The organism is Spongiimicrobium sp. 3-5, from assembly GCF_046557915.1.
Taxonomy (GTDB): domain Bacteria; phylum Bacteroidota; class Bacteroidia; order Flavobacteriales; family Flavobacteriaceae; genus JBHEBG01.
Genome location: NZ_JBHEBG010000004.1, coordinates 439,347 through 462,500, shown reverse-complemented (window position 1 = coordinate 462,500; position 23,154 = coordinate 439,347). Strand labels below are relative to the sequence as shown.

General features: G+C 40.5%; 22 protein-coding genes. 12 read left to right on the top strand and 10 right to left on the bottom strand.

Annotated elements, in window-relative coordinates; translation table 11 throughout:
* Positions 1-18 precede the first annotated feature (18 nt).
* Together rmuC and ACEQ81_RS16340 are read left to right on the top strand one after the other, a co-directional pair.
* Entirely contained in the window at positions 19-1,362 is a 1,344-nt protein-coding gene (gene rmuC / locus ACEQ81_RS16345; protein WP_411031987.1) for a DNA recombination protein RmuC, read from the top strand.
* Between the two features lie 9 nt (positions 1,363-1,371).
* Positions 1,372-1,914, top strand: coding sequence for an acyl-CoA thioesterase (locus ACEQ81_RS16340; RefSeq protein WP_411031986.1), 543 nt, complete (start codon positions 1,372-1,374; stop codon positions 1,912-1,914).
* Here ACEQ81_RS16340 and pgl read toward each other — a convergent pair.
* Both pgl and zwf read right to left on the bottom strand, forming a co-directional pair.
* Positions 1,898-2,620: a 6-phosphogluconolactonase gene (pgl, locus tag ACEQ81_RS16335; RefSeq protein ID WP_411031985.1), complete on the bottom strand. Its 723-nt coding sequence runs from the start codon at positions 2,618-2,620 to the stop codon at positions 1,898-1,900. The two genes, ACEQ81_RS16340 and pgl, sit on opposite strands and share 17 nt — an antisense overlap.
* 9 nt (positions 2,621-2,629) lie before the next feature.
* Complete coding sequence (gene zwf, locus ACEQ81_RS16330) at positions 2,630-4,162, bottom strand: glucose-6-phosphate dehydrogenase (protein WP_411031984.1); 1,533 nt, start codon at positions 4,160-4,162, stop codon at positions 2,630-2,632.
* A 203-nt stretch (positions 4,163-4,365) separates the two neighbouring features.
* On the opposite strand from zwf, the gene gndA reads away from it, so the two are divergent.
* Positions 4,366-5,778 (top strand): NADP-dependent phosphogluconate dehydrogenase, encoded by a 1,413-nt coding sequence (gene gndA, locus ACEQ81_RS16325; protein WP_411031983.1) that lies wholly within the window; start codon positions 4,366-4,368, stop codon positions 5,776-5,778.
* 48 nt (positions 5,779-5,826) lie between these two features.
* On the opposite strand, the gene ACEQ81_RS16320 is transcribed toward gndA, so the two are convergent.
* Positions 5,827-6,504, bottom strand: a complete 678-nt coding sequence (locus ACEQ81_RS16320) for an RNA polymerase sigma factor (RefSeq protein WP_411031982.1) — start codon at positions 6,502-6,504, stop codon at positions 5,827-5,829.
* 109 nt (positions 6,505-6,613) lie between these two features.
* On the opposite strand from ACEQ81_RS16320, the gene ACEQ81_RS16315 reads away from it, so the two are divergent.
* Both ACEQ81_RS16315 and ACEQ81_RS16310 read left to right on the top strand, forming a co-directional pair.
* Positions 6,614-6,997, top strand: coding sequence for a hypothetical protein (locus tag ACEQ81_RS16315; RefSeq protein ID WP_411031981.1), 384 nt, complete (start codon positions 6,614-6,616; stop codon positions 6,995-6,997).
* A gap of 138 nt (positions 6,998-7,135) precedes the next feature.
* Complete coding sequence (locus tag ACEQ81_RS16310; protein ID WP_411031980.1) at positions 7,136-7,915, top strand: hypothetical protein; 780 nt, start codon at positions 7,136-7,138, stop codon at positions 7,913-7,915.
* An 18-nt stretch (positions 7,916-7,933) separates the two neighbouring features.
* On the opposite strand, the gene carB is transcribed toward ACEQ81_RS16310, so the two are convergent.
* Together carB and rpmH are read right to left on the bottom strand one after the other, a co-directional pair.
* Positions 7,934-10,786, bottom strand: coding sequence for a carbamoyl-phosphate synthase large subunit (carB, locus tag ACEQ81_RS16305; protein ID WP_411031979.1), 2,853 nt, complete (start codon positions 10,784-10,786; stop codon positions 7,934-7,936).
* A gap of 90 nt (positions 10,787-10,876) precedes the next feature.
* Positions 10,877-11,035, bottom strand: coding sequence for a 50S ribosomal protein L34 (gene rpmH, locus ACEQ81_RS16300; RefSeq protein ID WP_411031978.1), 159 nt, complete (start codon positions 11,033-11,035; stop codon positions 10,877-10,879).
* A 173-nt stretch (positions 11,036-11,208) separates the two neighbouring features.
* On the opposite strand from rpmH, the gene ACEQ81_RS16295 reads away from it, so the two are divergent.
* Positions 11,209-12,093: a DUF6263 family protein gene (locus ACEQ81_RS16295; protein WP_411031977.1), complete on the top strand. Its 885-nt coding sequence runs from the start codon at positions 11,209-11,211 to the stop codon at positions 12,091-12,093.
* A gap of 1 nt (position 12,094) precedes the next feature.
* Positions 12,095-12,610: a DUF2892 domain-containing protein gene (locus ACEQ81_RS16290; RefSeq protein ID WP_411031976.1), complete on the top strand. Its 516-nt coding sequence runs from the start codon at positions 12,095-12,097 to the stop codon at positions 12,608-12,610.
* Positions 12,611-12,617: 7 nt separating this feature from the next.
* On the opposite strand, the gene ACEQ81_RS16285 is transcribed toward ACEQ81_RS16290, so the two are convergent.
* Positions 12,618-13,562 carry a lytic transglycosylase domain-containing protein gene (locus ACEQ81_RS16285; protein WP_411031975.1) on the bottom strand — a complete coding sequence of 315 codons (945 nt, stop codon included), beginning with the start codon at positions 13,560-13,562 and terminating at the stop codon, positions 12,618-12,620.
* A gap of 177 nt (positions 13,563-13,739) precedes the next feature.
* Complete coding sequence (locus tag ACEQ81_RS16280) at positions 13,740-14,402, bottom strand: alpha/beta hydrolase (protein ID WP_411031974.1); 663 nt, start codon at positions 14,400-14,402, stop codon at positions 13,740-13,742.
* Positions 14,403-14,573: 171 nt separating this feature from the next.
* Between ACEQ81_RS16280 and ACEQ81_RS16275 the strand changes: the two genes are divergently transcribed.
* Positions 14,574-14,867, top strand: coding sequence for a GNAT family N-acetyltransferase (locus tag ACEQ81_RS16275; protein ID WP_411031973.1), 294 nt, complete (start codon positions 14,574-14,576; stop codon positions 14,865-14,867).
* Positions 14,868-14,899: 32 nt separating this feature from the next.
* Here the strand turns inward: ACEQ81_RS16275 and mtaB are convergent, their stop codons facing one another.
* From mtaB to ACEQ81_RS16260, 3 genes are all read right to left on the bottom strand, one after another.
* Positions 14,900-16,228: a tRNA (N(6)-L-threonylcarbamoyladenosine(37)-C(2))-methylthiotransferase MtaB gene (mtaB, locus tag ACEQ81_RS16270; RefSeq protein WP_411031972.1), complete on the bottom strand. Its 1,329-nt coding sequence runs from the start codon at positions 16,226-16,228 to the stop codon at positions 14,900-14,902.
* Positions 16,229-16,308: 80 nt separating this feature from the next.
* Entirely contained in the window at positions 16,309-17,493 is a 1,185-nt protein-coding gene (locus ACEQ81_RS16265) for a GlmU family protein (RefSeq protein ID WP_411031971.1), read from the bottom strand.
* An 80-nt stretch (positions 17,494-17,573) separates the two neighbouring features.
* Entirely contained in the window at positions 17,574-17,831 is a 258-nt protein-coding gene (locus tag ACEQ81_RS16260; RefSeq protein WP_411031970.1) for a type B 50S ribosomal protein L31, read from the bottom strand.
* A gap of 167 nt (positions 17,832-17,998) precedes the next feature.
* On the opposite strand from ACEQ81_RS16260, the gene ACEQ81_RS16255 reads away from it, so the two are divergent.
* Genes ACEQ81_RS16255 through ACEQ81_RS16240 form a run of 4 tightly spaced genes read left to right on the top strand, consistent with a single transcriptional unit; the run spans position 17,999 to position 23,102 of the window.
* Complete coding sequence (locus ACEQ81_RS16255) at positions 17,999-18,517, top strand: DUF4199 domain-containing protein (RefSeq protein WP_411031969.1); 519 nt, start codon at positions 17,999-18,001, stop codon at positions 18,515-18,517.
* Between the two features lie 42 nt (positions 18,518-18,559).
* Positions 18,560-19,534: a glycosyltransferase family 2 protein gene (locus ACEQ81_RS16250; RefSeq protein WP_411031968.1), complete on the top strand. Its 975-nt coding sequence runs from the start codon at positions 18,560-18,562 to the stop codon at positions 19,532-19,534.
* A gap of 32 nt (positions 19,535-19,566) precedes the next feature.
* Positions 19,567-21,276 (top strand): phospho-sugar mutase, encoded by a 1,710-nt coding sequence (locus tag ACEQ81_RS16245; protein ID WP_411031967.1) that lies wholly within the window; start codon positions 19,567-19,569, stop codon positions 21,274-21,276.
* Positions 21,276-23,102, top strand: a complete 1,827-nt coding sequence (locus ACEQ81_RS16240) for an ABC transporter ATP-binding protein (RefSeq protein ID WP_411031966.1) — start codon at positions 21,276-21,278, stop codon at positions 23,100-23,102. The genes ACEQ81_RS16245 and ACEQ81_RS16240 overlap by 1 nt, the downstream gene beginning before the upstream one ends.
* Positions 23,103-23,154 lie beyond the last annotated feature (52 nt).

The window sequence follows — 23,154 nt, the reverse complement described above, 5'->3', positions numbered from 1 at the left end:
CCTAAAGTTGATTAACCTATGAACGACTTGCTACTGTATTCAATTCTTGGACTGGTTTTTTTGGCCTTGGGCTACTTTTTGGGGGTCTATATACAGAACCTTAAGACCAGGTCCGATCAGGGTGCCCTCTTGGAACGCGAACAACAGCTTAGGACCAACGTGACAGCTTTAGAAGGAAAGCTGGAAGGCACGTTGGCAGAAAAAGAGCAAATGCGCTTGGAAAAAGAACTTTTGGGCAATAAGATAACGCGCTACGAATCGGATCTTGAAAACCTTAATGCCAAAAATAGGGAGCAAAAGGAAGAAGTAGAAAAATTACAGGAAAAATTTACCAAGGAATTCGAAAATTTGGCGAACAAGATTTTGGATGAAAAAAGCACCAAGTTTACAAAGCAAAATCAGGAGAATATGCAGAGCATATTGACCCCATTGCAAGAAAAGATTCAAAATTTTGAAAAGAAGGTAGAGCAGACCCATAAAGAGAGTATAGATTACCATGCGGCACTAAGGCAGCAAATCTTTGGCCTTAAAGAGCTTAATGAGCAAATGAGCAAGGAGGCCGTTAACCTTACCAAGGCATTGAAGGGTGATAGTAAAATGCAAGGCAATTGGGGAGAGCTGGTCTTGGAACGGGTCTTGGAAAAATCCGGATTAGAAAAAGACAGGGAATATTCCGTACAGCAGAGCTTTACCTTGGATGATGGTACCAGGGTACTCCCAGATGTGATCATAAACCTTCCGGACGGTAAAAAAATGATCGTGGATTCCAAGGTTTCCCTTACAGATTATGAACGCTTCATAAATTCCGAGGACGAAGAGCTAAAGGAACGTTTCTTAAAAGATCATATCAATTCACTTCGTAAACATGTAGATCAATTGTCATCTAAAAAATACGAAGATTTGTATACCATGGAAAGTCCAGACTTTGTATTGTTGTTTGTACCTATAGAACCCGCATTTGCCATAGCTATTAACAATGACAGCAACCTATATAACAAGGCATTTGAACAAAACATAGTAATAGTTACCCCCTCTACCCTTTTAGCTACTTTACGAACCATTGATAGCATGTGGAGCAATGAAAAGCAGCAACGGAACGCCATTGAAATTGCCAGACAAGCGGGAGCTTTGTACGACAAGTTCGAAGGTTTTGTAACAGATCTTACTAAAGTTGGTAAAAAAATGGATGAGGCCAAGAGCGAATACAAGGGAGCCATGAACAAATTGGTAGAAGGCCGTGGCAATATCATTACCAGCATTGAAAAACTAAAAAAAATGGGTGCCAAGGCAAAGAAGTCCATTCCCGAGCCTATCTTAAAAAGAGCCCAAGAAGATGATTTTATTGAAGAACCCACCGATTAAACCAATACTATGTCCACCTTTAAAACAGCCAAGGAATCTCGTCTTTCCATTACCGAACTTATGCTCCCCTCCCATTCCAATTTTGGAGGCAAGGTACATGGCGGGCATATTCTAAACCTTATGGATCAAATAGCTTTTGCCTGCGCCTCTAAACATTCGCAGCGCTATTGTGTAACCGCTTCCGTAAACAAAGTAGATTTTTTAAGCCCAATAGAAGTAGGCGAACTCGTTACCTTGAAGGCCTCCATCAACTACACTGGGCGTACGTCTATGGTAGTCGGGGTTAGGGTAGAGTCCGAAAATATCACCACAGGAAAGACTAAACACTGCAACTCATCCTACTTCACCATGGTGGCGAAGGACACGGATGGTAAAAGTGTTCCAATTCCTGGCCTATTGGTAACCGATAAACAGGGTATACGCAGATTTGCCCGGAGTATCCAAAGAAAAGAACAAGCTACCCAAAGGAGCACTCGTTTTGATGCTTCAAAATTTAAGGTAGATGACTATATGACATCTCTGGAAAAAGAGAATATCAAGATTGCGCTGTAGCAATCCCCGCTGCGGCATCTTCATCCAAAAACCATAATAAACGACCAGTATTAGGGGCTACTAAAGACGCAGGGTACGTTTTGTAATCGCCCTCGCTCTTCATAATTTCCCTGATCTTTTCTGATTTACTACTCCCGGTAACCAAGAAGGCCACCTCCTTGGCATTATTTATCACTTTGCCGGTAAGTGTAATTCGGCGCTGACCAGAATCGGGATGTACCGCCACCTCACAATTGTTTGGAGCATCCCATAAGTGAATTTCATGTGGAAATATAGATGCGGTATGCCCATCATCGCCCATTCCCAAAATCACCAGATCAAATTGCGGAAGATCTTCTGATCGCGGTATAGTCGAGTTCAATAATTCGCCATAAGACACGGCTTCCTCCGAAGGATTTTTTTCTCCTTTAATGCGATGTATGTTGGTACTGGGAACAGAAATCTTCGAAAATAGATGCTCATCGGTCATCCGGTAATTGCTCTCATCATCGGTTGGAGGCACGCAGCGTTCATCTCCCCAATAAAAATGAACCTGGGACCAATCCAAATCCTTAAAGTTATCAGCGAGGTAATCGAAAACTATTTTGGGCGTGCTTCCTCCGGAAAGAGCTATATGTATTGACTCTCCTTTCTGAATAAGCCTTTTTAAATATTCAGAGAAATGTTGGGCAACCTCTTGCTTGGATTTATAAATCTTTACTTCCATTTAAACAATTTAACTAATTACGCAGAAACCGGGATCGTCCGCTAAATTTTCCCCAGGATTCCGCCACATATACAAGCCATCAATAAGATCATCGGCGTTGGTAGGGCCCCATACCCCGGCAGAATAGCCATAGATATGTACATCTTTGCCATTTTCCCAATAATCTAGAATAGGGTCTACAAACTCCCAAGCTGCCTCTACCTCATCGGCCCGTGCATACAAAGTGGCATCACCCTGCATTGCATCCAATAGCAGCCTTTCATAGGCTTCCATCACATGGGTCTCTACCAAACTCGAATAGTAAAAATCTAAATTGGCCCGTTCTACCTTAAACCCTTGCCCCGGTACTTTTACTCCAAATTTCATTAGAATGCCTTCATCGGGCTGTATTCTTATAATCAATTTGTTGTCTTTGTTATTGATATTGCCTTCTTTAAAAATCTGATGATGGGGCGACTTAAAGTGAATTACTATTTCCGTAACCTTGGTAGGCATACGTTTGGCCGTACGCACATAGAAGGGTACATCTTTCCATCTCCAATTGTCTACATAAAATTTTAAGGCAGCGTACGTTTCCGTAGTAGACTCAGGATCTACACCTGGTTCTTCTCTGTATCCGTTTACCTTTTCCCCATCAATGACCGATGAGACATATTGCGCCCTGATGGTATTTTTAAAAAGCGTTTCTTCATCCTTCATAATCCGAAGCGATTTTAAGGCCTTTACTTTTTCGTTCCTAATCTCCTCTGCCTGATCCCCTATAGGAGGCTCCATAACAACAAGGGATACTATTTGTAGTAAGTGATTTTGGAACATATCCCTAAGGGCGCCCGATTTATCATAATAACCACCTCTTTTTTCTACGCCCACCTTTTCGGCATTGGTAATTTCCACATGGCGTATGTAATTGCGGTTCCACAACGGTTCAAAAATACTATTGGAAAAACGGGTCACCAGCAGATTCTGAACGGTTTCTTTACCCAGATAGTGGTCTATCCTATAAATTTGAGATTCCTGAAAATAACGCTGCAATCCTGTGTTCAGGTTTTTTGCCGTTTCCAAGCTATAGCCAAAAGGTTTTTCAACAATTAACCTCTTGCATCCGTCTTGCTCCGAAGTAAGGCCCTGATCATATAAATTTTTAGCTATAGGTTCATAGATACCGGGCGGTGTAGACAGGTAAAAAATATAGTTGTTGTCCGTGCCATATTTGGTGTTCAGATCTGCAATACGTTTGCCAAGTCTATCGTAGCTGGTATCGTATTCGCGACCCAAATCTTCGTAGAAAAGCGAATCTGAAAACTTTTTAACAAACGCCTCGCTCTTCTTATCAATTTTATCGGACAGGTACGAACTTTCCAAGACCACCTTTTTCCTAAATTCTCCATCGGTAAGGTCGCTTCTACTTACACCAAGTACTACAAAATTTTCTGGTAGATGATTTCCTAAGTATAGATTGTATAACGCCGGAATCAGTTTCCTGGCAGTAAGGTCTCCGGATGCTCCAAAGATAACCAGCATTTGATTGGATGTCTTATTCATATGAGTTGGATATGGTGGTTGGTCGATAAATATATAACAAGGGAGTTACGCTGTGTTGCTTTATCTAACAAACTTCCCCATTGTCGATATTTTAAATTATTTTTGATTTTAGCTTTAACGAAGATAAAGTTTATTTAGGTTATCTGATTTACAACTTTGTTACTTAATAGACCAAATTTGTTAAGTAACTGCAACATAATTATATGGGACAAGATAAATACGATTTTGGTTTGATAGGCCTTGGCGTCATGGGGCGTAATTTTATATTGAATGTGGCCGACAATAACTTTAAAGCTTTTGGCTATGATCTGGATGAGGAAAAAGTAAGTGCCTTACAAGAAGAAGGAGGCGATACTGCAAGGGTAGATGCTACATCCGATATAGTAACTTTTGTAGCCGCTTTGGCCCAACCCAGAAAGATTATGCTCTTGGTACCCGCAGGAAAGATCGTGGACGCCGTAATTGAAAATTTATTACCACATTTGGAAAAGGACGATATTATCATTGACGGTGGAAACTCTTTCTTTACCGATACCGACAGACGTGAAGCTTATCTACAATCCAAAGGTATACATTTCTTTGGGGCTGGTGTTTCGGGTGGTGCCAAAGGAGCCCGTAAAGGTCCAAGCATAATGCCAGGCGGGTCTAAACCCGGTTATAGGGAGGTACAACCAATTTTTGAGGCTGTTGCCGCCAAATTCAAAGGTGAACCTTGTGTGGCCTACCTAGGTCCAAAATCGGCCGGGAACTATGTAAAAATGGTGCACAACGGCATTGAATATGGACTAATGCAACTTACCTCGGAAATCTACGATTTACTAAAAAAAGCGGGCGATTTCAATAACGACGAACTCCATGAAACTTTTGCAGCATGGAACAACGGTCGTTTGCAATCTTTTTTAGTTGAAATTACCGCGGAGATTTTAAAACAAGAAGACGACCAAGGTCCTGGGCGCCTAGTAGATAAAATTTTGGATAAGGCCAAACAGAAAGGTACCGGAAAGTGGACATCTCAAAATGCCATGGATCTAGGGATACCCATCCCATCCATAGACATAGCAGTAAGCATGCGAGAAATATCGGCCTTAAAAGAAGAGCGGGTAAATGCCGACAAGCTTTATGATAGACCCACCCCTACTGCCATGGATAAAGATGTACTGGCAAAAATGGCCGAGGAAGCCCTATACTTTTCATTTATTGTTACCTATGCCCAGGGGTTACATCAATTGGCGGACGCCTCCAAGGAGTATGGTTATGATCTAGACCTTGCGGTTATTTCCAAAATATGGAGAGCTGGTTGTATCATTAGGGCTGGACTTCTCGAAGATATTGCCCTGGCCTATAACAGTGATACAACGCTACCCAACTTATTAGTGGCGCCAACTTTTGTGGAAAAGATTAAATCTACGGTCGATGCTGCGCGGGAATTGGTTGCTTATTCCGCTAAAAATGGAGTGCCATTACCCGGCCTCTCCAATTCACTTACCTATTTTGATGCTTACACATCTGGTCGTTTACCATTAAATTTAATACAGGCTCAGCGCGATCATTTTGGTTCGCATACCTATGAGCGGACAGATAAGGAGGGTATTTTTCACACAGCTTGGGGAGCATAGTTAATTTATAATCAGCTTTCTATACGGTTTGCTGTTATCTTTTACGCTTCAAACCAATATCTTGGACATTACCTCCACCACAAGAACATCGCATTTGGTAGACCCAAACTCGAAAACATCCTTGGTTATCGATAATTGGTATAACTCCTCTTTTACCATTTTCTTGGCGCGGTGTAGTCGTACTTTCACATTTGCATTAGTAAGATTTAAGCAATCCCCGATTTCCTTCAATGACATCCCCTCAACGGTCCTAAGGATATAAACAACTCTGTATTTTGAGTCTAGTTTTTGAATAGTTTGTTCCAACATCAGCGCTGTTTCTTTCTGAATGAACTTTTTTTCGGGGTCTAGTGGGCCAAAACTTTCATGTGTTTCCAAGTTTTTGGTATTCCTTCCAATTAAATCCGTGTTAAGTGGTACGTACTTGCCTCTCTGCCTAATTTTTATCAACGCCTCGTTTATGGCTATGCGTATCAACCATGTGGAAAAACTGGCATCGAATCGAAATTGATATAATTTCTCATAAGCCTTTAAATAAGCTTCCTGCATAACATCCTCAATATCTTGCTTATCCCTTAAATACCCAATGACAACCCTGTACAGTTTTTGATTATAACGCCTCATCAGAAGTTCATACAATTCTTTTTCCCCTGCCAAAACACGTTTAACAACCTGCTCATCGGATAATGTATTGCGGGTAAAATCATATAGATTAATGGCTTTCATCACTTTTAGTTTTACTCTTTGGATGAAATTACACCAAAAAAGTTACAAAGTTTTGTAACCTTTTTACCCATGGCCTATCCAAAACAATAGAAACCAAAAAGAAACTAAAATGAATTCGAACAAAGAAGTAGCCGTTAACTTATTGAAATACACCTTTGGATTGGTCCCTATTGTTGCGGGATTGGACAAGTTTTTAAATCTTTTGACCGATTGGTCCCAATATCTTGCACCTAGTTTAGGAGATATGTTACCTATGGAAGCGGGTGCCTTTATGGTGGTTGTGGGGATAATAGAAATTGTAGCTGGGATTCTGGTGCTCGTCAAGACCAAAATAGGCGCCCTTATCGTATCGGCATGGTTAGGACTTATTGCCCTTACTTTATTGTTTAGCGGCACTTATATTGATGTTGCCGTTAGGGATCTTGTTATGGCCATTGCAGCTTTTTCGCTCTCTAAACTGGTATCCGAAGATCCAATAAAAAGCAAAAACTAAAATAGGCACCAAAGGTCTATCTTCTATGTCTAAAGCCTCAATTATGAGGCTTTTAGCGCTTTACAAATAGGGATCAAAAAGTAATATTTCTCTAGAAGTAACGTTTGTTTAAGACCCAATCGATGTTTTTATAGACCTATGAAACGCTACTATCTTATACTTTTCCTGTCGCTATTTTTGTCGTGTTCCGATGATGACTCCCAAACACCGGATGAAGATGGGGAAGAACAGAACAATACAGCGGATTTTGTTGATGAGTTTAATGGTACCGGATCCCTTGTGGACTATGTCACCAACAACGCGCTGGCCTTACCTCAGGTAACAAGGTCAGCAGGCAGGTATTATGCGGAACTCACTGACAACACAAACAATACAACGCTTCATTTTAATGAAGAACAAGGGCGGTTAGATGCCAAAGCGCTTACATTCCCTTTCCAATTTATCGCCAGAAACATTGGGATAGGGACCATGGACGATTCGCAGTCTGCCCCCTTGCCAACTGGTAGTCCCTATATATTTTCTGGGGTACAAGTACATGTAACCGATTTTAACTCCATTAATTCTTCCCATGTGGTTGTGGGTCACAGAGGTGGAACGGGTTTTACCATAGAAGGGAAAAATACCGTAAACGGCGATTCTTCCGTAAACGATATTGGAGCCAATACAGTTCCTGAAGGACGGGCCGATATTAGAATAGTAGGTGATGAAAATAATGGGCTTACCGTATATTGGCAGTTACCTAACCTTAATTTTACTACAGTAGCGGACAATTGGATATTATACAACGACACCGGACAACTACCAGGAGAAGCACCATCATACGGCAATGAGGTATATGTTGGGCTTATCACCTATGCTTTCGGTGACACCGGTGTTCCCTTTATTGGGACTTGCGATGCAATTCAAATAACTGACTAAAAAACTGGCGCCTTACCCCTATTTGCTCAAATACATCTTACGACGGGCGTACAGATTGTAGAACTCGTCGTCCTTTAAACTATCTATAAACAGAATACTTTCGCCGGTACTCTTCATTTCCGGGCCTAGATTTTTGTTTACATTGGGAAACTTGTTGAATGAAAAAACAGGTTGCTTTATCGCAAATCCTTCTAACTGCGGGTTAAACTTAAAGTCTTTCACCTTTTTTTCACCTAGCATTACCTTGGTTGCATAGTTTACATAGGGTTCTTTATACGCTTTTGCTATAAAGGGAACTGTTCTGGATGCCCTTGGATTGGCCTCTATAATGTAGACCATATCATCCTTAATGGCAAATTGTATATTGATAAGGCCTACGGTATTAAGGGCCAGGGCAATTTTTTTGGTATGATCTTTTATCTGTTGCATAACAAACTCGCCCAAGTTAAAGGGAGGTAGGGTGGCATTGGAATCTCCCGAATGTATTCCGCAAGGTTCTATATGTTCCATAATACCAATAATGTAAATGTCTTTCCCGTCGCAAATTGCATCGGCCTCTGCTTCTATGGCGCCATCCAAATAGTGGTCCAATAACAATTTATTGTTGGGTATCTTCCTAAGCAAGTCAACAACATGCGCTTCCAATTCCTCTTTATTGATCACGATCTTCATCCCTTGCCCACCTAAAACATATGAAGGTCGTACCAAGAGTGGAAAATCGAGTTCATCAGCAAGATGAAGGGCCTCATCGGCTGTTTCCGCTACGCCAAATTGTGGGAAGGGAATGTCATTGTCCTTCAGCAATTTAGAGAAGCTTCCCCTATCTTCGGCCAGATCCAGGGATTTAAAACTTGTCCCTATTATCTTAATCCCGTATTTATCCAATTTTTCTGCAAGCTTCAGGGCCGTTTGTCCACCAAGTTGAACTATTACCCCTTCGGGCTTTTCGTGCCTAATAATATCGTAGATATGTTCCCAAAAAACGGGTTCAAAATACAGCTTGTCTGCTGTGTCGAAATCCGTTGAGACCGTTTCCGGATTACAATTGATCATAATTGTTTCGTAACCGCATTCGGCAGCGGCCAAAACCCCGTGAACACAGCAGTAATCGAACTCTATTCCCTGTCCAATACGGTTAGGTCCGGAGCCTAGCACCACTATTTTCTTCCTATCGGTAACAACACTGTCGTTTTCCACATATTTCTTACCATCGGGTGTTTCTATTTCCGCTTCAAAAGTGGAATAGTAATAGGGTGTCATTGCCTTAAATTCTGCGGCACAGGTATCTACCAATTTATAAACCCTGTTGATACCCATATCAGAACGCTTTTTATGTACTTCGCTCTCATAACAGTCTAACATATGGGCCACTTGTCTGTCGGCGAAGCCCTTTTGCTTGGCTTCTAGCAGTAGTTCCTTGGACAAGGTTTTTATCGTAAATTTTGAAATTTCTTTTTCCAAGAAATGTAGCTCCTCGTATTGCTTTAAGAACCACATATCTATTTTGGTAATTTCATGGATCCTACTTAAAGGAATACCTAGTTGAATGGCATCATAGATTACAAAGACCCTGTCCCAACTTGCAATGGTAAGTTTTTGGATTATCTGATCATAATCACGATACCCTTTGCCATCGGCGCCAAGGCCGTTTCTCTTGATCTCCAGGGATTGGGTGGCCTTATGTAGTGCTTCCTGAAAGGAACGCCCAATGCCCATAACTTCTCCAACAGATTTCATTTGTAATCCCAAAGTTCTATCGGAACCCTCAAATTTATCAAAATTCCAACGTGGAATCTTAACGATCACATAGTCTAAGGTAGGTTCAAAGAGTGCGGAAGTAGATTTGGTGATCTGATTGTCCAATTCGTCCAAATTATAACCGATGGCCAATTTGGAAGCTACTTTTGCAATAGGATATCCGGTTGCCTTGGAGGCCAAGGCCGAAGACCTGGATACTCTTGGGTTGATTTCGATTGCAATAATATCTTCTTTTTCATCCGGACTAACAGCGAACTGTACATTACATCCCCCTGCGAAATCGCCGATACTACGCATCATCTTTATGGCCATATCCCGCATACGTTGGTAAGTACGGTCGGACAAGGTCATGGCGGGGGCAACCGTAATGGAATCTCCGGTATGGATTCCCATGGGATCCATGTTTTCTATGGCGCAAATGATTACCACGTTATCGTTTTTATCGCGCAGCAATTCCAACTCATATTCCTTCCAACCCATAAGGGCCTTATCTATCATTACCTCATGGATAGGGGATATTTCTAGGCCTCTACTCAATAGTTCATCAAAATCTTCGGGTTTATAAACAATGGATGCACCCGCTCCTCCTAGGGTATAAGAGGCGCGTATTACCAAAGGAAAACCAAATTCTTGGGCTATCTCTTTACCTTTTAAAAATGAAGCCGCCGTAGCCTGCGGAGCCATGCCTATGCCAATTTTCAGCATTAGCTCGCGAAACTTCTCCCGATCTTCCGTAATATTTATGGCGTCGATATCCACGCCGATAATTTCCACTCCAAAATCTTCCCAAATACCTTTCTCCCCCGCCTCAATACATAAGTTTAGTGCTGTTTGTCCACCCATCGTTGGTAATACCGCATCAATATTTGGATGTTCTTCCAAAATCTGTATGATAGATTTAGTAGTCAGCGGTTTAAGATATACATGATCGGCCATGGTAGGGTCGGTCATAATAGTAGCTGGGTTGCTATTAATTAGGATTGTCTCTATCCCATCTTCGCGTAAGGAACGAAGGGATTGGGAGCCAGAATAATCAAATTCGCAGGCCTGCCCAATTATGATGGGACCGGAACCAATAATTAAAATAGACTTCAGATCTTTTCTTTTCGGCATTTTTCTATGGTTTGTATATCAATTTATTGGACAAAAAAAAGGTGCTACTTTTAGAAAAGTAACACCAATTTATTTTAAAGAATATCGTCATTATTTTTTGTGTCTCAGCTCAGAGGATACAGATAGTTTTTTTCTTCCCTTGGCTCTTCTTCTGGCAAGAACCTTTCTACCATTCACAGACGCCATGCGTTCCCTAAAGCCATGCTTGTTCTTTCTTTTTCTCTTTGATGGCTGATATGTTCTTTTCATCCCAGAATAATTTAACCGTGCTTATAAATACTATTTGAAAGTCTTGCAATTATACTCTGCAAAATCTGGGCGCAAATATACGAAGAGTTTTTGCTTTGCCAAACCGAAATATAAAAATGTTTCGAATTGTTTTTATTACTTTTGCCGCAGTGGAATTACAAGCCATCCAAAACATGAAATTTTTACTGTCGCCCCTAATCCTTTTTCTTTACAGTTCCGTCCTATTTGCACAGACTTCCCTGCAGTATAATTTGAAGCAAGGCGAGGTATTTACCGTAAAACAAGATGCGGTGCAGATTATTACCCAGGAACTAGAGGGTGCTGCCCACGAGATTACAAATGTAATCAATGGTATTTTAGAGTTTAAGGTTGTAGCTCTGGCAAAAGACAGTTATGAAATTGAACTGCGTTTCAAAGACCTTAATCTAAGTATGACATCCAGTATACAGGGAGAATTGATGAACGTAAAGGCCAGTGAGGTAATAGAAGGAGACATGCAATCCAAAATTTTTAACAGCCTCCTTAACAGTCCGGTAATGCTTACTTTGGCCAGAACCGGAGACATCCTTCAGGTTATTGGCGGGGATAGTTTGGTTTCCAAAATGGCGGACGCCTCTGGTATTGAAGACGAGTTTTCTCTGAACCTAATGAAGAAATCCTTGGAAAAGGAGTTTGGCTCCGAAGCGCTATCCAACAGTTACAAGCAAATGACCTATATATATCCAGATGAGCCTGTAAGTGTTGGCAGCACATGGGAAAATAGCTATACGGGCAAGCTTAATACAAAAAATTCCTGGGCTTTGGATGAAATAACGGCTGCCCAGGCGATGATAAGTGGTAAGGCCGAAGTGGTAATGGATATTAAGGAACCTGCTACCACCATGCTCCTTAATGGTACACAACAAACTAAAATAACGGCCAATTTGGATTCTGGTTTTATCCAAAAAATGGAAGTTGAAGGTTTGTCCGAAGGTTTTTCTACAATAACCCAACTTGGGGAACAAGAAATACCTACCAAGATAAAATCTACGATTACCTACGAATTAATAGAAGAATAATATGTTCAATAAAAATATTAAACTAGTAATAGCTGCTTTGATAATTGCGTACGCCGTATATCAATTTGTGGAAGGCAACATTGGAAACGGAATATTTTTGATTTTGCTTTCCCTGATCTTTGTATTTCTTTATTTCCGTAATGAAATGATCCTTTTGGCATTTCTTAGGATGCGAAAGCAAGATTTGGAAGGTACACAAAAGTGGCTGTCCAAAATAAAAAATCCGGAAGCTGCCCTAATTAAAAAACAACAGGGATATTATAATTACCTCCACGGTATTATTTTTTCACAAAAGAACCTTACCCAGGCGGAAAAATACTTTAAAAAGGCATTGAAACTTGGACTTACCATGGATTATGATATTGCCATGGCCAAATTAAGTTTGGCCGGTATTTCTATGCAAAAACGCCGTAAACGCGAAGCTACCCAATTACTACAGGAAGCCAAGAAATTGGACAAGAACAATATGCTTACCGAGCAGATACGGATGATGCAGCAACAGATGAAAAAAATCTAAATTTTCTTTACTTAATAATTTTGTAGTAACCCTTGTTCGGAATCGCTATCGCATATGTTTTACGGGAGTTGTTGTTGAGATGTGGCTCCCTTAACCATGGATTGTGCCGTTTTAATACTTTGTAATTTATTTCGTAAAGTTTGGCGAAATCGGCAAAGTTGGCAATGGGTTCGTTAACTTCCACCGTAAAGGTGGGAACGGAATTGTACAAATCTTCTTGGGCAATGTCGAAACCATATTTATCCGGATTGGAAAGGATTTCCTTAATTGCCAAAATCCTAAAAACGTAACGGCCCGTCTCTTCTCCCAACAGCAAATCGTAATATCCTTCAGCTTTCTGAATACCCATAAATTTATTGATAGAACCAGATCCTGCATTGTACGAGGCTGCGGCCAACGTCCAACTCCCAAACTTCTTTTTTGAGTTCTTTAGATACCTGCAGGCCACTTCCGTTGCTTTTTCTATATGATAACGCTCATCAACATTGGTGTTTACCTCTAATCCATACTCCCTTCCGGTGGCTCTCATTATTTGCCAAAAGCCAGTAGCGCCCGCAGGAGATACCACATTTTGTAGCCCACTCTCCGCAACGGCCAAATATTTAAAATCGTCCGGAATCCCATTCTTTGCCAAAATTGGCTCTATGATAGGAAAATATTTGTTGGCTCTTTTCATTAAGAGCAATGCGTTAGATTGCCAATAGGTATTGACCAAAAATTCGCGGTCTACACGCTCCATGATCTCCGGGTCATCGGAAGGAACAGATTCCCCAGCAAAACTAAGATCTTTGGGAATATCGATGGCAGAAATCCTATACCCCTTAACTTCATTGTCCATTTGTTCGTCCTTTTCTACACTGGCTACATCACCTGTATTTTGCACGGCAAAAATTAGACTGCCCAATACAAAAACCAATCCCAAACCCATCAAAATATTTTTCAAAAACCGCATAACGTTTACTTTATTCATAGTTCAAATATACTGAAGAAATAATTTAAAAATATCTTTGACAGCTTTCCCGTTTTCACAATTAACAATGGTATTGCCCATTATTTAGCGGAAAAAAACTTCTTAATTGTAATAGGATATCTAGACCAATCTTCTATTTCTTTGAAATAAATAACTCATTTATTCCAATATAATTGCAGGCAAATGTTCATTAAACCATTTAAATCTATGAATGATCATGGCATGGGTACCGTTTTTAACGGTAATACAGTTTTTAATGTTGACCTTGGGAAACACTGCGTCCTTTTCGCCATGGATGTGCACCAAATTGGACGGGGATTCTTTTGGTTCCCAATTAACTATTTGATCTATGGACCAATCTATGTAGTACTTGTCCCTTATGGAAAGATATTGTTCGTAAAGTTCCAATCTTTTTGTTACCGTCTCCCCAAATGCGTATTTGGCCAACAATTCCACATTGTTTACCAAACCCGTGGGAAGTAATTTGTGGATTTTGGTATATCTGGCAAAAATCATACGTTTTGGTAATTCGGATTTTGTTTTTACGCTAGATACGATAACCACTTTTTTTACCTCGATGTGTTTTGCTATTTCCTGTACCAACATGCCCCCAAAGGAAACACCTACCAAAACTGGATTTTTGTGTACTATTCTTTTGCTCATTGCCAAAGCATATTCCTGTAATGTTGCTCCTTTTTCGGGAACAAACCAATCCAGAAAATGCTGTTCAAACTGTTTTTTCGGTAAGGAGATATTGCTGAAAATTGTAGAATTTGCAGCCATTCCCGGCATAAAGTAAACGTGTATTTTGTTAATGGTCATGTTGTGTTAACTCTCCGTAAAAATAGGAAATTACCATTTTTTTTAGTACTTTTGCTGTCCTAACCAAAATTTAACCCCGAAGAAATAATAACTTAATCCAACCAGTGATTTTAAATTACAATTTGAGAACGTTGTAGTTTTAAGACCAATCAAAATTAAAAATCAAACTATATGAATGAAGTAGAAATTAAGGATAATAGTTTCTTACGCCAATTTGAAACTAGAATGGATGGTCATTTAGCCAAGATTGAGTACTCATCACAAGAACGTAAAGTTTTTCTAACCAAGTTGGTTATTCCTGAAGAGATTGTAAAAGAAAATTTTAAAGAGGATTTTATCAAAGGTGTGCTTAACCACATACAAGAGAAAAATCTTCGAGTGGTTCCTACCAGTCCGCAAATTGCAGGGTTTTTAAGAAAAAACCGGCAATACAAAGAAATGTTACCGGTAGGCATACGCATCTAACTTCTTCAAACCTCTCCACTCGAGAGGTTTTTTTATGCCATTACCCTATCTGTCGAGAATTGCATCCTAACCAAGCCGTCTTCAGCAATTTCGGTAAGCACTACTTTTTGTAAGGTGTTTACCAATTCCGGATTCCAAGGAGTTTTTACCTTAACATAATTCTCTGTAAATCCTTGTATAAACCCTTGTTTGTTCTCCCCTTCAAAAAGTACGGTTCTTTCACTTCCCAACTGACTTTCATAAAAGGCCCTTCGTTTTTTTACGGACAGGCCCCTGAGCATTCTGCTCCGCTTGTTCCTTACTTTTTTAGATACTACACCCTCCATGGAAGCCGCTACTGTATTGTCTCGTTCAGAATAGGTAAACACGTGTAGATAAGAAATATCCAACGTATTAAGGAAATGGTAGGTCTCCAAAAAATGTTCCTCGGTCTCCCCCGGAAAGCCAACAATGACGTCTACGCCTATACAGGCATGGGGCATCCTTTCTTTTATTCTATTAACGCGATCTACGTATACCTCTTTTTGATAACGTCTGCGCATCAATTTTAGAATGGTATTACTTCCGCTTTGCAAGGGTATATGAAAATGCGGTACAAAAGAATTGCTACGGGTAACGAAGTCTATGGTTTCATCCTTCAGTAGATTGGGTTCTATGGAAGAAATACGTAGCCGATGAATACCTTGTTTTTTGTCCAGAGCCTTAACAAGGTCCAAAAAAGTGTGCTCGTGCTTTTTGTCGCCAAACTCACCCTTTCCATAATCTCCTATATTGACGCCTGTGAGCACAATTTCCTTGATGCCTTGCTCAGCTATTTCCGATGCATTTTTCAATACATTTTCTAGACTATCGCTACGCGATATACCCCGGGCCAAGGGAATGGTACAATAAGTACATTTGTAATCGCATCCGTCCTGTACTTTCAAAAAAGCCCTGGTCCTATCGCCAATGGCATAGCTACCCACATAAAAGTCTGCCTCCCCAATTTCACAGGAATGCACTTCTCCAAAGTCGTTTTTGGATAGATCATTAATATAATCGGCAATCTTAAACTTTTCCGTGGCTCCCAACACAAGGTCTACCCCATCTACCGATGCCAGTTGCTCTGGCTTTAGTTGGGCATAACAACCAATGGCTGCAATAAAGGCCTTTGGATTGGTTTTTTGCGCTTGCTTAACAATGGTCTTAAAACGTTTGTCTGCATTTTCTGTGACCGAACAAGTATTGATGACGTACATATCCGCCGGCTCCGAAAAATCCACACGCAAATACCCATCTTCCTGAAAGCCCCTGGCTATAGTAGAGGTTTCGGAAAAATTAAGTTTACATCCCAAAGTATAAAATGCTACTTTCCTTTCCATGGAATTCGATGCTGATTTTTTTGGATTGCAAATATACCAACTTATGCGCTAAGTATAAAGAAATGGATAGTTCCGTTAATTTAGCTATGGTAACTTTTACGCCATTTTTTTGTTTCTTCAAAAACGTGGTTCAATATAGAAGCTTCTTCTTCGTTAAACTCCGCTTTTCGGCGTGCCATCATTACCTTTGCCGCTTCAAACGCTTTTTTTGGAAGGTAAGTAGTAAAACCAGCTGCTCCTCCCCAACTAAAGCTAGGAATAAAATTTCTTGGAAAGCCGCTTCCAAAAATATTGGCGTTAACACCTACCACTGTACCTGTATTGAACATTGTATTAATGCCACATTTGCTATGATCGCCCATGATTAAACCGCAAAATTGGAGTCCGGTCCGTGCAAAACCTTCGGTTTCATAACTCCAAAGGCGCACCTGATCGAAGTTATTCTTAAGATTGGAATTATTGGTGTCCGCCCCAATATTACACCACTCGCCTAAAACAGAGTTCCCAAGATATCCATCGTGCCCCTTACTGGAGTTGGCAAAGATCACCGAATTGTTTATCTCACCGCATACCTTGCCACGGGGTCCTACTGTGGTAGGGCCATAAATTTTAGCACCCATTTTTACCACGGCCTTTTCACAAAGTGCAAATCCGCCCCTAATCATATTACCTTCCAAAACCTCTGCATCCTTGCCAATATATATTGGCCCTTCATTTGCGTTAAGGATACTGCACTCTACCTTTGCCCCCTCTTCCAAAAAAATGTTTTGAGGGTTCAATACCGTATTGGTTTTAGAAATTGCGGCGCTTTTCCTATCCTTAGTGATAAGATCAAAATCTGCTTGAAGCGCTTCCCCATTTTTGGAAAAGATATCCCAAGTATGTTGAATCCGAAGAACATCTTCTTCAAACTCAATACATTTATAGTCTTCAAAATCTATATTTTCCTGAGTCTCCAAAGAGAAAAAGGCAATAACTTCCTCGCCATAAAAAATGGCTTCCCTTTCTTTTAGTGCCTTTACGGCACGGACTAAAGTTGGATTAGGTAAAAAAGAGGCATTGATCATTATGTTGCGTTCCATCTCTACCATAGGATACTTTTCCGAAAGATATTCCTCCGTTAGCGAAGTAGTGGTATACCCCAAGTATTTTTCCCATTTTTCGCGAATGGTCAGTATTCCTATTCTAATTTCGGCTACAGGTCTCGTATAGGTAAGGGGCAATAGGGCTTTTCTAACTGGTCCGTCAAAAAGAATGTAGTTCATTGGTTGGATTTTGAATAAAATTAAAAAAAATACGCCCCCGATGCTATCGGGGGCGTAACTTTATATTGCAGAAAAGAATTTTATTCCTCTTTCTTAAATTTTTTGTACTTATTCTTGAACTTATCAATACGCCCTGCTGTATCGATCAATTTGGATTTTCCGGTGTAGAAAGGATGTGATGTTCTGGAAATTTCCAATTTCACTAAAGGATACTCAACGCCATCCACTTCCAAAGTCTCTTTAGTATCTGCGGTAGACTTGGTGATAAAAACATCGTCATTGGACATGTCTTTAAAGGCTACCATTCTATAATTCTCCGGATGTATGTCTTTTCTCATCTTAACTAATCTTTACGTCTTCTAGATTTTAGAGGTGCAAATTTACTTATTTTTCTCAAAACAACAATTTTAATTCTTAAAAAAGGCAAAGAAAATCGTATTTTTAAATGTAACAAAAGTCTGTGCGGAGCAACTAATCTATATAAAACCTATAAACAATTCTTAAAATGGAAGAAAACCAACCCAAAACAGGAAAATTTTCACTGAACTACGGACTTATTCTAGGGGCACTTGGAGTTGCCTTTGGCATAATGTTGTATACCATGGATGCCCATTACACACAAGAGATTTCCAATACCATCATAGGCATTACCATGATGGTAGCTGTAATTGTATGGGGTATTTTTAGCTATAAAAAAGCCAATGGAGGTTTCCTAACACTTAGCGAGGCACTTAAATTGGGTGCCGGTATCGCCCTAGTTGCCGCTATTATTGGGGTAATTTATTCTTTGATTCTTTCTAACTTCATAGATCCGGATTTTGCCCAGAAAACCATTGATTATCGCATGGCAGAGGTAGAAGCTTCCGGAGAGTTGTCGGCAGAGGCCATACAACAGCAGAAAGAGATGAGCCTAAAATTCTTTTGGATGGGATATCCTTTTTACCTGATTATCAATATAATTCTAGGGTTGATCATTGCATTGGTAACGGGCCTATTCATGAAAAAGCAAAAGCCCGCTTATTGATAGTAAATTTGTACTTTTGAATAGATTTCCCAAAAGTATTCAATGAATTTGTCCATAGTTATTCCGCTGCTCAACGAAGAAGAATCCATAGAAGAGCTGCACGATTGGATTGTAAAAGTGATGCAGTCCAACGGTTTTTTATATGAAATCCTTTTTATAGACGACGGTAGCAACGACGGTTCTTGGGAAATAATAACCTCCCTTTCGGAAACCAATCCCCAGGTTAAGGGTATTAGGTTTCTAAAGAATTTTGGGAAATCGCAGGCATTGCATGCAGGTTTTAAAGCTGCCAATGGAGATGTGGTGATAACCATGGATGCCGACTTGCAGGACAACCCCGAGGAAATTCCGGAATTGTACAGGCTCATCTCCAAGGAAAATTACGATCTAATCTCTGGATGGAAGAAAAAGCGGTACGATTCCGTAATCAGTAAAAACCTCCCCTCCAAACTATTCAATTGGGCGGCTCGCAGAACATCTGGTGTAAAACTGCACGATTTTAACTGTGGCCTAAAGGCTTTCAAAAAAGAGGTGGTGAAGACCATTGAAGTATCGGGCGAAATGCATCGCTACATACCAGTACTGGCCAAAAGCGCCGGCTTTTCTAAAATAGACGAGAAAGTGGTACAGCACCAAGCAAGAAAATACGGTAAAACTAAATTTGGTATGGAACGTTTCATAAATGGCTTTTTAGATTTAATAACCATATGGTTCGTTTCCAAATTCGGTAGGCGGCCAATGCATCTCTTTGGTGCCTTGGGTGTAGTTATGTTTTTAATAGGTTTGGGGTTTGCGCTGTATTTAGGGATCGACAAACTATTTATTCACCCAACGGGTAGACTTATAACAGACCGCCCCCAATTTTTTATCTCTCTAACTTCCATGATAATTGGTACCCAGCTCTTTTTGGCAGGTTTTTTAGGTGAAATTATGGTACGGTCGCGAAAAAATGAAACACGCTATACTATTTCCGAGGAATTAAATCTAAGACCAAAAGAAAACCAATATTCTTCGTAATTTTGAAGTGTTAAATAAATCTCCAAACGTATATGGATCCTATTGTAAATACCGCCAAGAGTTGGCTGACCGATTTTTTCGATTCTGAAACTAAAAAAGAAGTACAACAGCTCCTGGAGAAGGATCCCGAGGAAATTAAGGATCGGTTTTATCGTGATTTAGAATTTGGCACAGGTGGCATGCGGGGCATAATGGGCGCTGGCACCAATAGAATAAACAAATATACCTTGGGGAAAAACACTCAGGGACTTAGCAATTACTTAAAAAAAGTATATTCGACAGAAGCAATAAAAGTAGTCATAGCTTACGACTGCCGTCATAATAGTGATACGTTGGCCAAAACTGTAGCCGATGTTTTTGCCGCAAACAATATTAAAGTGTATTTGTTTTCGGAACTACGCACAACACCGGAGCTTTCCTTCGCTGTAAGGCACTTGGGCTGCCATGCAGGTATTGTATTAACAGCATCGCATAATCCTCCAGAATATAACGGTTATAAGGTGTATTGGACAGATGGCGGACAGATTGTACCTCCTCAAGACAATGCAATCATTGATGAGATAGACCGCCTTACTTTTGAAGATGTTAAATTTAATGCTGATGAAACGCTCATAGAACTGATTGATAAGGATGTGGACGAAGCTTTTATTAACGCTTCCGTGGCCAATGGAGACTTCGGATCACAGGGAAAGGATAACTTCAAAATTGTTTTCACCTCATTACACGGCACCTCCATTACCGCTATTCCAGAGGTTCTAAAACGTGCCGGATATGCCAACGTAACTATTATAGAAGAACAAGCCGAGCCCGATGGAAATTTCCCCACAGTTGTATCCCCAAATCCCGAAGAACCAGAGGCACTGACCTTGGCCATTAAAAAAGCCGAGGAAATTGGAGCGGATATGGTTGTAGGTACGGACCCCGATAGTGATCGATTAGGTATAGCCGTAAGGAACCTGGAAGGGAATATGGAGCTTCTGAACGGTAATCAGACCATGATCCTTATGACCAAATTTTTGTTGGACAGAAGACAGGAGAAAGGAATGAAAGGAAACGAATACATAGCCTCTACCATTGTTTCCACTCCTATGATGGACAAACTGGCCGAGATCTACAAAGTGGAATGCAAAACAGCCTTGACCGGATTTAAATGGATTGCCAAAATGATAAAGGATTTTCCACAACAAGATTTTGTAGGTGGGGGCGAGGAAAGTTTTGGCTTTATGGTAGGCGATTTTGTAAGGGACAAAGATGCGGTTACCGCTACCCTACTAGCCTGCGAAATAGGATCTAGCGCAAAGGCCATGGGAGGATCTTTTTATGAAGACCTCATAAACTGTTATGTAGATTGCGGTTTCTACAAAGAAAAGTTGGTCTCCCTAACCAAAAAAGGAATGAGCGGGGCCGAGGAGATAAAGCAAATGATGGTAGACTTTAGGGAGAATCCTGTTAAAACCATAGACGGTTCCAAAGTAGTTTGGATCCACGACTATAACACCTCCGTAGCGAAAAACATACTGACCGGAAAGACTGAAAAAATAAACATACCACAATCTAACGTACTTATTTATACTGCGGAGGACGGAACACGGATGGCAGCACGCCCAAGTGGCACAGAGCCTAAGATAAAATTTTACTTCAGCATAAACGCGCCGCTAAACAAGGCCGAGGATTTTAAATTGGTCGAAAAAGATTTGGACGATAAAATAACTCGGATACTCACCGAGTTGAAACTGCATTAATGGAATATTTTAAGAAAATCCTTCGCTTTGCGAAACCATATAGCAAATACGGTTACCTAAACATTTTTTTCAATATCCTTTATGCCCTTTTCAGTGCATTGTCCTTTGCGGCCCTCATCCCCATGTTGGATGTGTTGTTTAAACAAGATGAAAAAGTACTCGAAGCACCCAATTACACAGGAATAAGATATTTAAAGGACTATCTCCAAGATTATATGAATTATAGGGTTACTATTTATTCTGGAGATGACGAAATGAAAGGGTTGGTCTTGGTCATTGGCCTGGTATTGGTATTGTTTCTCCTTAAAAACGTGTTCAACTATTTGGCCATGTACTTTATTACCTTTCTTAGAAACGGAGTCTTAAAGGACATCCGGAACAACATGTACCGCAAGGTGGTTGAATTGCCCATTAGTTACTACTCCGAAAAACGCAAAGGAGATGTAATTGCCCGCATTACTTCTGATGTTTTGGAAATTCAGCATTCTTTCCTGTCCGTTCTAGAGTTGATCGTAAGAGAACCACTGACCATCCTCTTCACCATTATAATTATGTTCGGGATAAGTACAAAGCTCACGCTGTTTGTCTTCATATTTATACCCATAGCGGGGATGATCATTTCTAGAATTGGTAAATCGCTAAAGAAAAAATCGGATCGCGTACAAAAAGAGCAGGGCGAATTTTTGTCCATTATCGAAGAGACCCTTAGCGGTCTTAGGGTAATAAAGGCGTTTAATGCAGAATCGCGCTTCTTTAAGACATTTAAGACTTCTACCTATCGCTTTTTTAGATTTTCCAATAAACTGCTCAACAGACAGAACTTAGCATCCCCCACTGGGGAATTCTTAGGTATCCTGGTCATTGGGGTATTGCTTTGGTTTGGAGGTAAGATGGTTTTGGTACATCGTACCCTGGATGCTTCATCCTTTATTGCCTATATGGGCTTGGCCTACAACATTCTAACCCCGGCAAAGGCAATTAGCAAAGCTTCTTATGGTGTAAAAAAAGGGAACGCCGCAGCAGAGCGGGTACTGGAAATCTTGGAAACGGAGAACCCTATAAAAGATAAGGACAATGCAATATCAAAAACCAGCTTCGATAAAGACGTTCGCTTAGAAAATATCTCTTTTAAATATGAGGACGATTATGTCCTTCGTAATTTTAACCTCACCGTACCCAAAGGAGGTACCGTGGCCCTTGTTGGGCAATCTGGAAGTGGTAAAAGTACCATTGCCAATTTGGTTACACGTTTTTACGATGTTAATGAAGGGGTAATAAAGATAGATGGGACGGACATTAAGGACCTTACCAAAAAATCGCTTAGGGAATTATTGGGCTTGGTAACCCAAGATTCCATACTTTTTAACGATACCATAAAAAAGAACATTTCCCTAGGAAAAGAAGAAGCCACAGATGAAGAAATTATAGCAGCGGCCAAAATAGCCAATGCCCATGAATTTATCATGGCATTGCCCAAAGGGTACGATACCAATATTGGTGATGGGGGTAACAAAATAAGTGGTGGCCAAAAACAGCGTTTGTCCATTGCCAGGGCCGTACTAAAGAACCCACCTCTAATGATCTTGGACGAAGCCACTTCTGCGCTCGATACGGAAAGTGAGCGATTAGTACAAGATGCCTTGGAGAAAATGATGCGCAACAGAACCTCTATAGTTATTGCCCACAGACTTTCTACTATCCAGAATGCCAACACCATCGTGGTACTCCACCAAGGAGAAATCGTGGAGCAAGGGTCGCATAAAGAACTGCTTGAGGCCAATGGAATGTACAAAAAGTTGGTAACAATGCAATCTTTGGCCGGATAGTGGATTAAACCTTTTGTAAGAAAATTTGTCTTAGAACAAAACCATAAGCGAA

Excerpts from the sequence above, each read along its gene's own strand:
- ACEQ81_RS16285 (WP_411031975.1), bottom strand. The coding sequence starts at position 13,562 with ATGCGGTTTTTGAAAAATATTTTGATGGGTTTGGGATTGGTTTTTGTA.
- mtaB (WP_411031972.1), bottom strand. The coding sequence starts at position 16,228 with ATGGAAAGGAAAGTAGCATTTTATACTTTGGGATGTAAACTTAATTTT.
- ACEQ81_RS16260 (WP_411031970.1), bottom strand. The coding sequence starts at position 17,831 with ATGAGAAAAGACATACATCCGGAGAATTATAGAATGGTAGCCTTTAAA.
- ACEQ81_RS16250 (WP_411031968.1), top strand. The coding sequence starts at position 18,560 with ATGAATTTGTCCATAGTTATTCCGCTGCTCAACGAAGAAGAATCCATA.
- ACEQ81_RS16255 (WP_411031969.1), top strand. The coding sequence starts at position 17,999 with ATGGAAGAAAACCAACCCAAAACAGGAAAATTTTCACTGAACTACGGA.
- carB (WP_411031979.1), bottom strand. The coding sequence starts at position 10,786 with ATGCCGAAAAGAAAAGATCTGAAGTCTATTTTAATTATTGGTTCCGGT.
- ACEQ81_RS16315 (WP_411031981.1), top strand. The coding sequence starts at position 6,614 with ATGAATTCGAACAAAGAAGTAGCCGTTAACTTATTGAAATACACCTTT.
- ACEQ81_RS16240 (WP_411031966.1), top strand. The coding sequence starts at position 21,276 with ATGGAATATTTTAAGAAAATCCTTCGCTTTGCGAAACCATATAGCAAA.
- ACEQ81_RS16265 (WP_411031971.1), bottom strand. The coding sequence starts at position 17,493 with ATGAACTACATTCTTTTTGACGGACCAGTTAGAAAAGCCCTATTGCCC.
- pgl (WP_411031985.1), bottom strand. The coding sequence starts at position 2,620 with ATGGAAGTAAAGATTTATAAATCCAAGCAAGAGGTTGCCCAACATTTC.
- ACEQ81_RS16280 (WP_411031974.1), bottom strand. The coding sequence starts at position 14,402 with ATGACCATTAACAAAATACACGTTTACTTTATGCCGGGAATGGCTGCA.
- ACEQ81_RS16275 (WP_411031973.1), top strand. The coding sequence starts at position 14,574 with ATGAATGAAGTAGAAATTAAGGATAATAGTTTCTTACGCCAATTTGAA.
- rmuC (WP_411031987.1), top strand. The coding sequence starts at position 19 with ATGAACGACTTGCTACTGTATTCAATTCTTGGACTGGTTTTTTTGGCC.
- rpmH (WP_411031978.1), bottom strand. The coding sequence starts at position 11,035 with ATGAAAAGAACATATCAGCCATCAAAGAGAAAAAGAAAGAACAAGCAT.
- zwf (WP_411031984.1), bottom strand. The coding sequence starts at position 4,162 with ATGAATAAGACATCCAATCAAATGCTGGTTATCTTTGGAGCATCCGGA.
- ACEQ81_RS16290 (WP_411031976.1), top strand. The coding sequence starts at position 12,095 with ATGTTCAATAAAAATATTAAACTAGTAATAGCTGCTTTGATAATTGCG.
- gndA (WP_411031983.1), top strand. The coding sequence starts at position 4,366 with ATGGGACAAGATAAATACGATTTTGGTTTGATAGGCCTTGGCGTCATG.
- ACEQ81_RS16245 (WP_411031967.1), top strand. The coding sequence starts at position 19,567 with ATGGATCCTATTGTAAATACCGCCAAGAGTTGGCTGACCGATTTTTTC.
- ACEQ81_RS16310 (WP_411031980.1), top strand. The coding sequence starts at position 7,136 with ATGAAACGCTACTATCTTATACTTTTCCTGTCGCTATTTTTGTCGTGT.
- ACEQ81_RS16340 (WP_411031986.1), top strand. The coding sequence starts at position 1,372 with ATGTCCACCTTTAAAACAGCCAAGGAATCTCGTCTTTCCATTACCGAA.
- ACEQ81_RS16295 (WP_411031977.1), top strand. The coding sequence starts at position 11,209 with ATGAAATTTTTACTGTCGCCCCTAATCCTTTTTCTTTACAGTTCCGTC.
- ACEQ81_RS16320 (WP_411031982.1), bottom strand. The coding sequence starts at position 6,504 with ATGAAAGCCATTAATCTATATGATTTTACCCGCAATACATTATCCGAT.